This window comes from Kitasatospora sp. NPDC001539 (genome assembly GCF_040298565.1).
Taxonomy (GTDB): domain Bacteria; phylum Actinomycetota; class Actinomycetes; order Streptomycetales; family Streptomycetaceae; genus Kitasatospora.
In genome coordinates this window covers 1-14,426 of the sequence record NZ_JBEPAK010000180.1, presented here as the reverse complement: position 1 = coordinate 14,426, position 14,426 = coordinate 1, and the positions used below count along the sequence as shown (strand labels likewise).

Genomic DNA, 14,426 nt, shown 5'->3' with positions numbered 1-14,426 from the left:
GCCTCGGACCCCCCCCGCCGCGCTTCCTAGCTGGCGGGGCCCCCGCTGCCCGCGGGCGGGGCCCGGCCGGACCGGCCGGGCCCCGCTCCGTGGGTGTCCCGCTCCGCCCTCGTCCCGCTCCGTCCTCGTCCCGCTCCGTCCTCGGGCGGCGAGTCCGGGCCGGGGTCACACCCCGGCGAAGCCGCTTCCGAGCAGTGCGAAGGTGTGGTCGACGAGGTCCGCGATGTCCTCCCGGCCGTCGGTCTTCGCCCACTGCAGGACGGCCTCGATGGTGGCGGCGCCGATCGCCGCGGCGGTGACCCGCATCTCGTACGTGGGTTCCTCGATGCCGGCCCGGCGGGTGAGGACGGAGAGGTAGAGCTCCCGCGGGTTGTTGCCGGCCCGGTCGAGCCCGGCGCGCAGCGCGGGGACCTCGGTGACCAGTCGCACCCGGGTCAGCAGTTCCTGCCGCTCGTGCTGGAGGAGGGCGCGGATCAGGCCGGTGAGGGCCTCCCGGCAGGAGGTGAGGAAGGGCTCGTCGGCGGGGCGGGACAGCAGGGCCGAGATCATCGCCGGGTCGTACTCGTCGGTGAGGACGAGGTCCTCCTTGGCGGCGAAGTAGCGGAAGAAGGTGGACGGGGAGACCTCGGCGGCGGCGGCGATCTGCTCCACCGTGGTGTTCTGGTAGCCCTGTTCGGCGAAGAGCCGGTAGGCCTCGCGGCGGAGGGCCTGCCGGGTCTTCAGCTTCTTGCGCTCGCGCAGCGACAGCGGCGCCTCCAGCAGTGCCTGGACCGGGTTGGTCGGGGCGTCCGGGAGGGCCGCGGTCGGCTGTTCGGGAGTCATGCCGACGATTATCGGCGATCTCCGCCGGCGGTGGCCCCGGCCTGGCCCGCCGCTTCGTCCGCGCCTCGGCCCGGGGCCCGGTCCGAGCCCTGGCCCGAGACCCGGCCCGGCACCTGGCCCGAGCCCTGGCCCGCCACCTGCCCCGATACCGGGTCCGAGCCCCGGCCCGCCACCCGGCCCGAGGCGCCGTCGGTACGGGCGTCCGCCGCCCCGCCGGCCGGCATCCGGGCGGCGACCAGTACCGCCGAGACCACCGCGACCAGCCCGGCGACCAGCAGCACCACCGCCATCCCGTGCACGTACGCCGCGTGCGCGGAGGCGGCGAGCGCGGGGCGACCGGAGGCCCGGGCGACGGCCTCGGCGGCGACCACCGACTTCCCGGCCCGGTGCGCCGCCTCGGCCGGCAGGCCGCCCGTGACCAGGGCGCCCCGGTAGGCGCCGGCGAGCAGGCTGCCGAAGGCGGCGACGCCGATCGCGCCGCCGATCTGCCGCAGGGTCTGGAGCAGTCCCGAGCCGACCCCGGCCTTGGCGGGCGGCAGGGTGGCCAGCGCGGAGGCCTGGGCGGTGATCAGCGACAGGCCCATGCCCAGCCCGAGCACGGTGAGCCAGACCGCGGCCCGCCCGTACCCGTCGGCGGGGGTGGTCCGGCTGCCGAACAGCAGCGCGCCGCCGAGCAGCGCCAGACCGGTGGAGATCACGGTGCGGGCGCCGATCCGGCCGACCAGCCGGTCGGTGAGCCTGGCGGCGACCATCAGGCCGAGCATCATCGGCATCAGCCGCAGTCCGGAGCCGAGCGCGTCGGTGCCGAGCACGCTCTGGAAGTAGAGCGGGAGGACGAAGAAGGCGCCGAACAGGACGACCGAGATCAGCATGGCCGCGACGGCGGACCAGCGGAAGGTCCGGTCGGCGAGCAGGGCGAGGTCGAGCATCGGGTCGGCCTGGCGGCGGCTGCGCAGCACCAGGGCGGCGAGCAGGAGCACCGAGCCGGCCAGCGTGGCGACCACCGCCGGGTCCGTCCAGCCTGCGTCGGCACCCTGGATGATGCCGTAGGTGAGCGAGCCCAGTCCGGCGGCGGCGAGGCCGGCGCCGGGCAGGTCCATCCGGGGTGCGGCGGGGTTGCGGCTCTCCGGCAGCAGCAGCACGCAGGCGACGACGCCGGCGGCGGTCAGCGGCACGTTGACCGCGAACACCGAGCCCCACCAGAAGTGCTGCAGCAGGAAGCCGCCGATGAGCGGGCCGAGCGGGCCGCCGGCGGCGAGCGAGGCGGCCAGGACGGCGGTGGCGCGGCGCTGTTCGGCGGCGGGGAAGAGACCGGGGATGACCGCCATCGACATCGGCATGACGAGGGCGGCGGCCAGCCCCATGCCGGTCCGTGCGGCGATCAGGGTGTCGGGGGATCCGGTGAGCATCCCGACGGCGGAGGCGAGTCCGAACAGGGCGAGGCCGACGACGAGGGTGCGGCGGCGGCCGTAGCGGTCCCCGAGCAGTCCGGCGGGGAGCATCGCGGCGGCGAAGACCACCGTGTAGGAGTCGACGATCCACTGCTGCTGCCCGGTGCCGGCCTGCAACTGCGAGGCCAGGGTGGGCAGGGCGACGTTGAGGATCGTCATGTCGAAGCTGATCACCAGGACGCTGAGGGCGACGGCGACCAGGGCGAGCCAACGGCGCGGGTCGGCGGGCGCTGCGGTGGGTGGAGCGGCGGCGGGCATGGCGATCTCCAGGGACCTCGCGGTGACATTTTTTGATGTCATCTCTCAAATGAGAGTAACTATCAAAAGATGGTTTCCGTCAACCCGATGTCGCACGGTAGCCCTGTCACCGCTCGGGCGCGCTCCGTGATGTGTCGCGGAAGTGCTGCTCCTGCACGCGGAATTGACGCAACGTTGATCTGTCGTTCGCCGCTCGAGGGCGGTCCCGGGTGACTGACGGTAGATACCATGTGGCTATCGGTCAGTCCTGGCCGACGCGTGCCGAAAGCGCAGAAGGGGTGGGGCGGCAGGGGCCGACCACGAGCCCGGCACCGGGAAAGGGGAAGCCGAAGTGGCCGAGAGTGACGGCGGGCGTGCGGGTGTCCAGGTGTGGGGCGCGGTCGTGGGAGTGGGCTCCGCGCTGGCCGTGGTCACGGCCTATCTGATCAACGGCGCCCCGCTGGTCCTCGGGGTCGCCGGTGTCGAGGTGCTGCTGCTCATGGTCCACGTCGCCCGCCGCTGGCGGGCGCTGCACCGGCAGCCCTCCCCGGCCGGGCACCGCCCGCTGCGCGGAGCTCCGGACGCGGCGCACTGCGAGCGCTGCCGCCGGGCGCGCGAGGCCCTGGACGCGCGCCAGGCGCGTGAGGGTGGGGCCGGGCGGGCCGCCTCCGGCCGGGCGGAGCAGCCGGAGTCCGGCGCCGCGGACCGGCCGCAGTACCCGCGCCGCCCGCAGAGCCGGGCCCCGTACGAGCGGCCCTGGACGGCGGAACGGGCGGCCGCGCGGTCCGTGGACCGTACGACCGCCCGCCGCGGCGCGCCGGGTTCAGCCGGCCGTGCTGTACGCCACCAGTGAGACGCCGACGTACTGCACGACGAAGGCTCCGAGGGTGAAGGCGTGGAACACCTCGTGGAAGCCGAACCAGCGCGGTGACGGATCGGGCCGCTTGAGCCCGTACACCACGCCGCCGACGCTGTAGAGCACCCCGCCGACGATCATCAGCACCAGGACGGCGACGCCGCCGGCGCGCAGGAAGTCCGGGAGGAAGAAGGCGGCGGCCCAGCCCAGCGCGATGTACACCGGCGTGTACAGCCAGCGCGGCGCGCCGACCCAGAACACCCGGAAGGCGATCCCGGCGAGCGCCCCGCCCCAGACCGCCCAGAGCAGTATCTGCCGGCTGTCCCCCTTGAGCAGCAGGATCGTGAACGGCGTGTAGGTGCCCGCGATGATCAGGAAGATGTTCGCGTGGTCGAGCCGGCGGAGCACGGCGTCCCCGCGCGGCCCCCAGTCGAAGCGGTGGTAGACCGCGCTGACCCCGAACAGCAGCCAGGCGCTGACCGAGTAGATCGCGCAGGCGATCCTGGCGGGCGTCGAGTCGGCCAGGCAGATCAGCACGATCCCGGCGGCGACGGTGGCGGGGAACATTCCGGCGTGCAGCCAGCCGCGCCACTTCGGCTTGCTCTCCCTGATCGCGGCAGAGCTCTCCGCGAGGCGCTCGCTGAGCGCGGCAGCAGTCATGCGCAGCATGCTACCCGCTACCTACGGGTCCGTAGGTTACTGGTGCGTAATGAAGTGGCGCTCATCACTCTTGGACGTTTTGGAGTGTTTGCAGTGTGGCGCCGCGCACTCCGGCCGTGGCGTGAACGACCCACTACTGGCCAGTAATCATACTTACTGTAGTAAAAGATGCGTCAATTTCGACGCTGCGCCGCGTTTGGCCCCCCAGGGCGGGGCTACGCTGCAAACACCCTCAGACCCCCGCAACGCCGTCTCCCCGCCGGGACGGCGTGAAACGGAGCGATCGTGTCGTACGAGATCTCTGCTCTCAGCGCATCCGCGCCCACCCGCCACAAGCAGCTGCTCGCTTGGGTGAGCGAGATCGCCGAGCTCACCCAGCCGGACCGCATCGAGTGGTGCGACGGCTCCGACGAGGAGTACCAGCGCCTCGCGGACCTGCTGGTGGATCAGGGCACCTTCAAGAAGCTCAACGAGGAGAAGCGCCCCAACTCCTACTACGCCGCCTCGGACCCCTCGGACGTGGCGCGCGTGGAGGACCGCACCTTCATCTGCTCCGAGCAGGAGAAGGACGCCGGCCCGACCAACCACTGGAAGGCCCCCGCCGAGATGCGGGAGATCTTCCAGGGCGAGCAGGGCCTGTTCCGCGGCGCGATGAAGGGCCGCACGATGTACGTGGTGCCCTTCTCGATGGGGCCGGTCGGCTCCCCGCTGGCCGCGTACGGCGTCGAGATCACCGACTCCGCCTACGTCGCGGTGTCGATGCGCGTGATGACCCGCATGGGCCAGGCCGTGCTCGACCAGCTCGGCGAGGACGGGGACTTCGTCAAGGCCGTGCACACCGTCGGCGCCCCGCTGGCCGAGGGCCAGGCGGACGTGCCGTGGCCGTGCAACAGCACCAAGTACATCTCGCACTTCCCGGAGACCCGGGAGATCTGGTCCTTCGGCTCCGGCTACGGCGGCAACGCCCTGCTCGGCAAGAAGTGCTACGCGCTGCGCATCGCCTCGACCATGGCCCGCGACGAGGGCTGGCTGGCCGAGCACATGCTCATCCTGAAGCTCACCCCGCCGGCGGGCCCGGAGGGCGAGGCGGAGCCGAAGTACGTCGCGGCCGCCTTCCCGTCGGCCTGCGGCAAGACCAACCTCGCGATGCTCCAGCCGACCGTCCCCGGCTGGAAGGTCGAGACGATCGGCGACGACATCGCCTGGATGCGCTTCGGCGCCGACGGCCGCCTGTACGCCATCAACCCCGAGGCCGGCTTCTTCGGCGTCGCCCCCGGCACCGGCATGGACACCAACGCCAACGCCATCGACACGCTCTGGGGCAACACCGTCTTCACCAACGTCGCCCTCACCGACGACGGCGACGTGTGGTGGGAGGGCCTGACCGAGGAGCCCCCGGCGCACCTGACCGACTGGCGCGGCAACGACTGGACGCCGGAGTCCGGCACCCCGGCCGCCCACCCGAACGCCCGCTTCGCCGTCCCGGCCGCGCAGTGCCCGACCATCGCCCCGGAGTGGGAGGACCCGGCGGGCGTGCCGATCTCGGCGATCCTGTTCGGCGGCCGCCGCGCCACCGCCGTCCCGCTGGTGACGGAGTCCTTCAACTGGCAGCACGGTGTCTTCCTCGGCGCCAACATCGCCTCCGAGAAGACCGCCGCCGCCGAGGGCACCGTCGGCGAGCTGCGCCGCGACCCGTTCGCGATGCTGCCGTTCTGCGGCTACAACATGGGCGACTACTTCGCCCACTGGCTGAAGATCGGCGCCCAGGCCGACCAGGCCAAGCTGCCGAAGATCTACTACGTGAACTGGTTCCGCAAGAACGCCGAGGGCAAGTTCGTCTGGCCCGGCTACGGCGAGAACAGCCGCGTGCTCAAGTGGATCGTCGAGCGCCTGGAGGGCACCGGCGAGGGCGTCGAGACCCCGATCGGTGTGCTGCCGACGGTGGAGGGCTTCGACCTGGGTGACCTGAAGCTGTCCGAGGAGGACCTCGACCTGCTCTTCACCGTGGACGCCGACATCTGGCGCCAGGAGGCCGCGCTGGTGCCGGCCCACCTGGAGCTGTTCGGCGACCACACCCCGAAGGAGCTGTGGGACGAGTACCGGAGCCTGGTCGCGCGCCTCGGCTGAGTCTGGGTCCCAGCCTCAGCCGAGCGAGAGGCGGGCGCGCGGCACGAACCGCGCGCTCGCCGAGTGACAGGACGGCCGGAGTTCCACCGGGCGGTCTTTCCCCGACCAAGGAGACCGCCCGGCCCGGGACTCCGGCCGTAGTGTTTCCCGGCTCCGGCCGGCACCCCGGCCGTGGTGCTGCGCCCGGCCCCCGGCCCGGGGGATCACGGCTGGCTGTAGCCGCTGAGGAAGTCGCCGATCCTGGTCACGGCGTCGGTGATCTCCTCCGCCCGGGGCAGCGTGACCAGCCGGAAGTGGTCCGGCTCGGGCCAGTTGAAGCCGGTGCCCTGGACCAGCAGGATGCGCTCGGAGCGCAGCAGGTCCAGCACCATCTGGGCGTCGTCCTTGATCTTGTAGACCTTGGGATCCAGCCGGGGGAAGGCGTACAGCGCGCCCTTGGGCTTGACGCAGCTGACCCCCGGGATCCGGTTCAGCAGGTCGTACGCCGCGTCGCGGGAGGCGAGCAGCCGGCCGCCGGGGAGCACCAGGTCGCGGATCGACTGCCGGCCCCCGAGGGCGGCGGCCACCGCGTGCTGGGCGGGCATGTTGGCGCACAGCCGCATCGAGGCCAGCACGTTCAGGCCCTCGACGTAGCTGCGGGCGCGGTGCCGGTCGCCGGAGAGCACCATCCAGCCGGAGCGGAAGCCCGCGACCCGGTACGCCTTGGACAGCCCGTTGAAGGTGACGCAGAAGAGGTCCGGGGCGAGGGTGGCCAGCGGGACGTGCTCGGCGTCGTCGTAGAGGATCTTGTCGTAGATCTCGTCCGCGTAGACCACCAGCTGGTGCCGGCGGGCGATCCCGGCGAGGCCCTCCAGCACCTCGCGCGGGTAGACCGCGCCGGTCGGGTTGTTCGGGTTGATCACCACGATGGCCCTGGTCCGGTCGGTGACCTTGGCCTCGATGTCGGCGAGGTCCGGGTACCACTCGGACTGCTCGTCGCAGCGGTAGTGCACGGCGGTGCCGCCGGCGAGCGAGACCGAGGCGGTCCACAGCGGGTAGTCCGGCGCCGGGACGAGCACCTCGTCGCCGTCGTCCAGCAGCGCCGTCATGGCCAGCTGGATCAGCTCGGAGACGCCGTTGCCGAGGAAGACGTCGTCGACGGAGAGCCCGTGCAGCCCGCGCTCCTCGTAGTGCATGACCACCGCGCGGCGGGCCGACAGCAGGCCCTTGGAGTCGCCGTACCCGTGCGCGTTGGCGAGGTTGCGCAGGATGTCCTGGAGGATCTCCGGGGGAGCCTCGAAGCCGAAGACGGCCGGGTTGCCGGTGTTGAGCTTGAGGATGCGGTGGCCCTGTTCCTCCAGCCGCATCGCCTCGTCGAGCACCGGGCCGCGGATGTCGTAACAGACGTTGGCGAGCTTGCTGGACTGGATGACCTGCATGCCTGCCTACTTTAGGGGCAGCCGGGGGCCCCGCGCCGACCGTCGCGCGGCACCGGCGGAACCGCCCCGCGCGGCGTCCTTGGATCGGCAGGCCCGAGCGCGCGGCGGCCTTGCGAACCGGCGCCCCGCCGGCCCGGAACGCTCCGGTGCGCGGGGAGCGCGCGCTCGGTCGAATGCGGAAGGAGACGGACGGCACACCCGCGGGGGCATGATGAGGCCGGTGCGTCGGATCGAGGAGGGGGTGCGCCGGTGGTACCGGTCGTGGCCGCGGCGGTGCTGGTCGGACTCCTGGCGGCCCCGCCGCTGCGCGGGCTGATCGTCTACTTCGCCGTCCCGGAGGGCGAACCCTGGCGCGGGGCGTGCCCGTCCTGCGGGCGCGCGGTGCGGCTGCTGCCGCCGACCGGGCGCTGCCCGGGCTGCCGGGGCCGGCTGGGCGCGGGCGCCGGGGCGGTGGAGGCCGTCGCGGCGGCGGTCGCGGTCGCGGTGGCGTACGCCGCGGACGGGCCGCAGGCGCCGGCGCTCGGCTGGGCGGCCGCGGTCGGCGTGGCGCTGGGCTTCGTGGACGGGAGGGTCCGCCGGCTGCCGCACCGGCTCAACCTCGCGCTGCTCGCCGGGGTGGCCGTGCTGCTGACCGTGGCGGCCCTGGCCGAGGGGCGCCCGGGGGTGCTGCTGCACTGCCTGCTGGTCGCACTGGCCGTCGGCGTGCTGCTCGAACTCGCGGTCTGGGCGGGGGCGTTGGGCCCCGGCGACTCGCCGCTCGGATTCGCCCTGGGCGGCCTGCTGGGGTGGTACGGCTGGGCGGTGGCGTTCGGCGGGCTGTTCGCGGCGGTGGTGCTGGCCGGGCTCTGGGGCACCCTGCGGGCCGCCGCCGCGCTGGTCCGGCGGCGCAGGGTGCGCGGACTCGACGTCCCGGTGGGCCCGTTCCTCCTCCTCGGCGCCCTCGTCGCGGTCCTGGCCCGGTAGCCGGGGAACGGGCCGGGCCCGCCGCACCGAAGCCGGTACGGCGGGCCCGCCGCCGACGTGCCGCGCCCGCCCCCGGGGGCCGCCGCGCGCCGCGCGTCTCGCGTCGGATTCGAGGCTCAGGGCATCTTGTGGACGAACGCGCCGACGGTGTTGGAGAAGGCGTTGCCGTTGTTGGCGTCCCAGTTGGTGGACCAGGTCATCGCGCCCCGGATGGTGGGCCACTTGGCCGGCGGCACGAAGCTGCCGCAGTTGTTGCCGGTGGCCAGGCAGTTCAGCGCGTTGTTCACCACCGACGGGTCGACGTAGCCGCCGCCGGCCGCCCTGGTCGAGGCGGGCACCCCGATGCCGACCTGGTCGGGCCGCAGGCCGCCCTGGATGTGGGTGCAGACCTGCGAGGTGATGAAGTCGATGGTGCCCTGGTTGTAGACCTTGCCGTCGCAGCCGTTCATGCCGCCCGAGTTGTAGAACTGGGTGTTGACGACGGTCAGGATGTCCTTGGTGTTCAGCGCCAGTTGGAAGTAGGCGCCGGAGGTGCTGTACATCCCGATGGTCTCGGGGGCCATGGTCAGCACGAAGCCGGCTCCGACCTTGGCCTGCAGGGCGTGCAGCGCGTTGCCGAGCGGCCCGGCCTGGACGCCGTTCTCCAGGTCGACGTCGATGCCGTCGAAGCCGTAGTCCTTGAGGATCGCGTAGGCGCTGTTGGCGAAGTTGGCGGCCGCGGTGGCGTCGCCGACGGTGATCGCGCCGTTCTGGCCGCCGATGGAGAGGACGACCTTCTTGCCGGCCGCCTGCTTGGCCTTGATGTCGGCGCGGAACTGGGCGTCGGTGTAGCCGCCGAGCGCCTTGGACAGGCCGGGGTCGAGGGTGAAGCTGATCGCGCCGGTCTGGGTCGGCACGGCGTCGGCGAAGGAGACCGCGATGATGTCGTACGCGTTCTGGACGTCGCTCAGGCGCTGCGGGGTGGAGCCGTTGTCGAAGTTCTGCCAGTAGCCGGTGACCACGTGGGCGGGCAGGCCGGTGGCCGGCGGCGTGGTCGGGGTGGCGGTCGGGGTCGGCGTCTGGGTGGCCGTGGGCGTCTGGGTCGGCGTGGCCGTCTGGGTGGGCGTCGCGGTGGGGGTCGGCGTCGGCGTCCGGGTGGGGGTGGCGGTCGGCGACGGGGTGGAGGTGCCGCCCGGGCCGCTCAGCGCGACGTCGTCGGCGAGGTAGGCGCCCTGCCCGTACCAGCCGTGCAGGTAGACCGTGACGATGGTGGCGTTCGCCCCGGTGGTGAAGGTGGTGGACAGCTGGTTCCAGCTGGTCTGGTTCGACCAGGTGGACGGGTCGGTGCCGCCGGTGCCGCGCGCGCCGAGGTAGACGTACGGGCCCTGCACCCAGGCGCTCAGCGTGTAGCTGGTGTTGGGCAGCACGCTGATGGTCTGGCTGCACTCGGCCGTGTCGCCGGAGCCGGGGGTGGCTTGCAGTGCGCCGGTGCCGGCGTGCACCGGCGAGGAGACGGTGGTCGCGGCGCCGGTGCAGGACCAGCCGCCCAGCCCGCTCTCGAAGCCGCCGTTGCTGACCAGGTTGCCGACCGCGGCGCCGGCGCCGCCGGCGAAGAGGGCGAGGCCGCCGCCGGCCAGGGCGAGGGCGGTGGCGCCGGCCGCGACGGCCGGGAGGGGGCTGCGCCGGCGCCCGTGGGCGGGCTGCTTCAGCGTACGGGCCATGGGTGACGCTCCTGGGGGAGGAGCGGCCGCCGCGGTGGGGGGCGCGGCGGCCGCGTGTGGGGGAGGGGAGGTCCGGTGTGAGCCGTGCGGGACGGGGAGCAGGCCGCCGTCCCGGGTCACAAGCTGGACTAGACCAATGGGGGCCGTCAAGCACCGGGCCGCCGGCTTACGGGTCCCTTAAGGATTCGGAGACCGTTCCGTGTCCGACCCGGTTCGCGCCCGGCACCACCCCGGACCGGCCCGGTCCCCGCCCGCCTCCCGTCCGGCGCCGGCCCCCGCCGGCCCGGCGCCACCCGCGGCGCGCACGCCGCGACAGTCTTCGTACAGGACTGTGACCAGACCGCTACCTGCTGCTTTACCGTGCGCCAGTGCGCCGGAGTAGGCTGCGCCGGTGCGGTGACGCACCAGCTGAACGAGCACGGAGGGGCCGGGAAACATGGGTCTGCGCGATGTCGCCGAACGGACGCCGGGGCTGCGCACCCTGCTGGGCGGGATGTACCGGCTCTACGGCCGCCGGGTCGAGGTCCACCTCGGGCGCACCCCCCACCACATCGGCGTGATCCTGGACGGCAACCGCCGCTGGGCCAAGGCCGCCGGCGGCTCCACCGCGTACGGCCACCAGCGCGGCGCCGACAAGATCAGCGAGTTCCTCGGCTGGTGCGACGAGACCCACGTCAAGGTCGTCACCCTGTGGATGCTCTCCACCGACAACCTGGACCGCCCGGCCGACGAACTGGTCCCGCTGCTCGGCATCATCGAGGACGCCGTCACCGGCCTCGCCGCCGCCCGCCGCTGGCGGGTCAACCCGGTCGGCGCGCTGGACCTGCTGCCGCAGCACACCGCCGACGTGCTCAAGCGCGCCGCCGAGGAGACCTCCGGGATCGACGGCATCACCGTCAACGTCGCGGTCGGCTACGGCGGTCGGCACGAGATCGCCGACGCGGTCCGCTCGCTGCTCCAGGAGCAGGCCGGACGCGGCACCTCGATCGAGGAGCTGGCCGAGATCCTGACCGTCGAGCACATCGCCGAGCACCTCTACACCCGCAACCAGCCCGACCCGGACCTGATCATCCGAACCTCGGGCGAGCAGCGGCTGTCCGGCTTCCTGCTCTGGCAGAGCGCCCACAGCGAGTTCTACTTCTGCGAGGCCTACTGGCCGGCCTTCCGCAAGGTCGACTTCCTGCGCGCGCTGCGCGCGTTCGAGCAGCGGCACCGGCGGATGGGCCTGTAGGTCCGTCACCCCGCCCGCCGAGCGGTCGGGACGGGCCGGGCCCGCGCCCGACCGGGCGGAAGTGACCGCCGTAGGCATGGCCTACCCGGGCCCGGCGCGAGGCCAAACGTTCACCGGCAATGATCCGTCAGTTCGCCGGGGACGCGAATGCACCGCTCCTCGCCTGGGAATACTCCAGTCAGTCCGGTCCCGAGGCCACCGGGGCAGCGGGGGCCGGCTTGCCGCGGATGACGCAGGGTCATCCGCTCTGGAGGCCTAGTGGTCAGTTCCAAGAGCCGCCGGACACCAGACCGGCGCACGTACGTTCTCGACACCAGCGTGCTGCTGGCGGACCCGCTCGCCATGACCCGCTTCGAGGAGCACGAGGTCGTGCTCCCGGTGGTGGTCGTCACCGAGTTGGAGGCCAAGCGGCACCATCCGGAGCTGGGCTACTTCGCCCGCCAGGCGCTGCGACTGCTCGACGACTACCGGATCCGCCACGGGCGGCTCGACGAGCCGATCCCGGTCGGCGAACTCGGCGGGACCATCCGGGTCGAGCTCAACCACTCGGACGTCTCGATACTGCCGGTCGGCTACCGGGCCGGCGGTGGCGAGGCGGACACCCGGATCCTGGCGGTCGCCCGCAACCTGCAGGCCGAGGGCTACGACGTCACCGTCGTCTCCAAGGACCTCCCGCTGCGGATCAAGGCCAGCTCGGTGGGCCTGCTCGCCGAGGAGTACCGGGCCGAGCTCGCGATCACCTCCGGCTGGACGGGGATGACCGAGCTGCACGTCGCGGCCGACCAGGTGGACGCGCTGTTCGCGGCCGGCCACGACGCCGGGGTGGACATCGAGGGGGCCGCCGAGCTGCCGGTGCACACCGGACTGGTGCTCACCTCGGAGCGCGGCCGGGCGCTCGGCCGGGTCACCGGGGACGGCCGGGTCCGGCTGGTGCGCGGGGAGCGCGAGGCGTTCGGGCTGCGGGGCCGCAGCGCCGAGCAGCGGGTGGCGCTGGACCTCCTGCTCGACCCGGAGATCGGCATCGTCTCGATGGGCGGCCGGGCCGGCACCGGGAAGTCGGCGCTGGCGCTGTGCGCGGGGCTGGAGGCGGTGCTGGAGCGGAGGCAGCACCGCAAGGTGATGGTCTTCCGGCCGCTGTACGCGGTCGGTGGCCAGGAGCTCGGCTACCTGCCGGGCACCGAGGCGGAGAAGATGGGCCCCTGGGCACAGGCGGTCTTCGACACCCTCTCGGCCGTCACCACCCCGGACGTGATCGAGGAGGTCATCGCCCGGGGGATGCTCGAGGTCCTGCCGCTGACCCACATCCGGGGGCGCTCGTTGCACGACGCCTTCGTGATCGTGGACGAGGCGCAGTCGCTGGAGCGGAACGTCCTGCTGACGGTGCTGTCCCGGATCGGCCAGGGCTCGCGGGTGGTGCTCACCCACGACGTGGCGCAGCGGGACAACCTCCGGGTCGGCCGGTACGACGGTGTGGTGGCGGTGGTGGAGAAGTTGAAGGGGCATCCCCTCTTCGCCCACATCACGCTCACCCGCTCGGAGCGCTCCCCGATCGCGGCGCTGGTCACGGAGATGCTGGAGGACATCCACCCGTGAACCGATCCTGATCGGGGCATAGTCGGACAATAGGTTCAACTCGCGCTGCGGGGCCCGCTCCTGAGGGAGCGGGCCCTGTCCCTTTCATCACATCGAGTGCTTTCTGTCCGGGGAACTCCCGCCCGGTGAATGTGACATGCGCCACGCAGGCGGGAATTGCGTCGACAGTGCCCGGTGCGGCATGGTGAGGGTTCTGTCAGGCCCCGCGTACGGCGCGGCAGGGCTTCCGGACCCCGGAAGTCAGGCCCCGGATGGTCCGCCAACTTCCGTCGGTGGACGCACAATTGAAGACCGACGAGCCGTACGCCGCCCGAATTCCAACGCCCGGTCGAACTCACCTCGGCCGGACGCCGGGCCAGTACCTCCCGTGACCGGAAGACCCAACGGAGGTCCGTGCCAAGGGGCATGTTGCGCCCGTACGGTCACGCATGGGCGATGCTGGAAGGAATCCATGTGACTCGGATCTCGGTCCGGGGAGTCGCTGTGGCCTCCGCCACCGCCGTCACCGCTGTCGGTGCCGTCGTGGGCATGGCCTCGGGCAGCGAGGGCAAGACGACGCAGACGGTCGACGTCGCCGGCGCGACCCTGCTTGCCGAAGTCCCCTCTGGCGCCCAGGCGCAGACCATCAGTGACAACATCGGCCAGCAGGCGACCGCCCAGCAGGCCTCCGCCGACGCCGCTGCCAAGGCCGCCGCCGAGCAGAAGGCCGCCGAGGAGGCCGCGCGCCAGAAGGCCGCCGCGGACGCCCAGGCGAAGGCCGACGCCCAGGCCAAGGCCGACGCGGACAAGGCCGCCAAGGCCGCCGCCGACCAGCGCGCCGCCGAGGCCGCCAACCGCTCCAAGGCGCGTTCGGCGATGGCCGCGGTCGACGACGACAGCACTCCGGCGGTCTCGGTCAGCCCCGGCTCCGTCCAGGACATGGCCCGGCAGATCGTCGGCAGCGACGCGCAGTTCCAGTGCTTCAGCCAGATCGTGAAGCGCGAGAGCGGCTGGGACTACACCGCGACCAACAAGAGCTCCGGCGCGTACGGCCTGGTCCAGGCGCTGCCCGGCTCCAAGATGGCCTCGGCCGGTGCCGACTGGCGCACCAACCCCGCCACCCAGATCAAGTGGGGCCTGAGCTACATGAACAGCCGCTACGGCAGCCCCTGCGGTGCCTGGTCGTTCTGGCAGGCGCACAACTGGTACTAGGCCCGTGGCGCCGGGCCCTCGGTGCTGGGCCCTCGGTCCGGGGCACCGTCCGGCCCGGGACCCGGTCGCCGAAGGGCTCCGGAACCGCCCGGCGGCCACCAGCGCCGAAGCGGTGCACTCCATGAGCGCCGAAGCGGTGCACTCCGTACGGCCCCCGGCCGCTGCTCGTCCCGTTCG

11 protein-coding genes are annotated in these 14,426 nt (G+C 72.8%); 6 read left to right on the top strand and 5 right to left on the bottom strand.

Annotation, left to right across the window (positions count from 1 at the left end; translation table 11 throughout):
- Positions 1 to 165: 165 nt before the first annotated feature.
- The gene (locus ABT247_RS24235) at positions 166 to 822 is read right to left on the bottom strand and encodes a TetR family transcriptional regulator (protein WP_350745669.1); all 657 of its coding nucleotides are present in this window, start codon (positions 820 to 822) and stop codon (positions 166 to 168) included.
- Positions 823 to 830: 8 nt separating this feature from the next.
- Entirely contained in the window at positions 831 to 2,573 is a 1,743-nt protein-coding gene (locus ABT247_RS24230; protein ID WP_350745666.1) for an MFS transporter, read from the bottom strand.
- 289 nt (positions 2,574 to 2,862) lie between these two features.
- On the opposite strand from ABT247_RS24230, the gene ABT247_RS24225 reads away from it, so the two are divergent.
- Positions 2,863 to 3,363, top strand: coding sequence for a hypothetical protein (locus tag ABT247_RS24225; protein ID WP_350745663.1), 501 nt, complete (start codon positions 2,863 to 2,865; stop codon positions 3,361 to 3,363).
- Here the strand turns inward: ABT247_RS24225 and trhA are convergent.
- Positions 3,334 to 4,026: a PAQR family membrane homeostasis protein TrhA gene (gene trhA, locus ABT247_RS24220; RefSeq protein WP_350745660.1), complete on the bottom strand. Its 693-nt coding sequence runs from the start codon at positions 4,024 to 4,026 to the stop codon at positions 3,334 to 3,336. The genes ABT247_RS24225 and trhA overlap by 30 nt on opposite strands.
- Positions 4,027 to 4,311: 285 nt before the next feature.
- Between trhA and ABT247_RS24215 the strand changes: the two genes are divergently transcribed.
- Complete coding sequence (locus tag ABT247_RS24215; protein WP_350745657.1) at positions 4,312 to 6,153, top strand: phosphoenolpyruvate carboxykinase (GTP); 1,842 nt, start codon at positions 4,312 to 4,314, stop codon at positions 6,151 to 6,153.
- 203 nt (positions 6,154 to 6,356) lie between these two features.
- Here ABT247_RS24215 and ABT247_RS24210 read toward each other — a convergent pair whose 3' ends face one another.
- Complete coding sequence (locus ABT247_RS24210; RefSeq protein ID WP_350745655.1) at positions 6,357 to 7,571, bottom strand: pyridoxal phosphate-dependent aminotransferase; 1,215 nt, start codon at positions 7,569 to 7,571, stop codon at positions 6,357 to 6,359.
- A 249-nt stretch (positions 7,572 to 7,820) separates the two neighbouring features.
- Here ABT247_RS24210 and ABT247_RS24205 point away from each other — a divergent pair, with 249 nt between their 5' ends.
- The gene (locus ABT247_RS24205; protein ID WP_350745652.1) at positions 7,821 to 8,534 is read left to right on the top strand and encodes a prepilin peptidase; all 714 of its coding nucleotides are present in this window, start codon (positions 7,821 to 7,823) and stop codon (positions 8,532 to 8,534) included.
- Positions 8,535 to 8,650: 116 nt separating this feature from the next.
- On the opposite strand, the gene ABT247_RS24200 is transcribed toward ABT247_RS24205, so the two are convergent.
- Complete coding sequence (locus ABT247_RS24200; RefSeq protein ID WP_350745649.1) at positions 8,651 to 10,234, bottom strand: chitinase; 1,584 nt, start codon at positions 10,232 to 10,234, stop codon at positions 8,651 to 8,653.
- Between the two features lie 436 nt (positions 10,235 to 10,670).
- Here ABT247_RS24200 and ABT247_RS24195 point away from each other — a divergent pair, with 436 nt between their 5' ends.
- The 3 genes from ABT247_RS24195 to ABT247_RS24185 all read left to right on the top strand — a co-directional run bounded on the left by ABT247_RS24195 (position 10,671) and on the right by ABT247_RS24185 (position 14,249).
- A complete protein-coding gene (locus ABT247_RS24195) occupies positions 10,671 to 11,465 on the top strand; it encodes an isoprenyl transferase (protein WP_392894128.1) in 795 nt (264 codons plus the stop codon).
- A gap of 258 nt (positions 11,466 to 11,723) precedes the next feature.
- The gene (gene phoH2 / locus ABT247_RS24190; RefSeq protein ID WP_350745646.1) at positions 11,724 to 13,058 is read left to right on the top strand and encodes an RNA 5'-3' helicase PhoH2; all 1,335 of its coding nucleotides are present in this window, start codon (positions 11,724 to 11,726) and stop codon (positions 13,056 to 13,058) included.
- Positions 13,059 to 13,511: 453 nt separating this feature from the next.
- On the top strand, positions 13,512 to 14,249 hold the full coding sequence (locus ABT247_RS24185) for an aggregation-promoting factor C-terminal-like domain-containing protein (protein ID WP_502892494.1): 738 nt from the start codon (positions 13,512 to 13,514) through the stop codon (positions 14,247 to 14,249).
- Positions 14,250 to 14,426: the final 177 nt, after the last annotated feature.

Bases quoted from the DNA above. Each gene is read 5' to 3' on its own strand.
- ABT247_RS24235 (WP_350745669.1), bottom strand. From the start codon at position 822: ATGACTCCCGAACAGCCGACCGCGGCCCTCCCGGACGCCCCGACCAAC.
- ABT247_RS24200 (WP_350745649.1), bottom strand. From the start codon at position 10,234: ATGGCCCGTACGCTGAAGCAGCCCGCCCACGGGCGCCGGCGCAGCCCC.
- trhA (WP_350745660.1), bottom strand. From the start codon at position 4,026: ATGACTGCTGCCGCGCTCAGCGAGCGCCTCGCGGAGAGCTCTGCCGCG.
- ABT247_RS24210 (WP_350745655.1), bottom strand. From the start codon at position 7,571: ATGCAGGTCATCCAGTCCAGCAAGCTCGCCAACGTCTGTTACGACATC.
- ABT247_RS24230 (WP_350745666.1), bottom strand. From the start codon at position 2,573: ATGACATCAAAAAATGTCACCGCGAGGTCCCTGGAGATCGCCATGCCC.
- ABT247_RS24195 (WP_392894128.1), top strand. From the start codon at position 10,671: ATGGGTCTGCGCGATGTCGCCGAACGGACGCCGGGGCTGCGCACCCTG.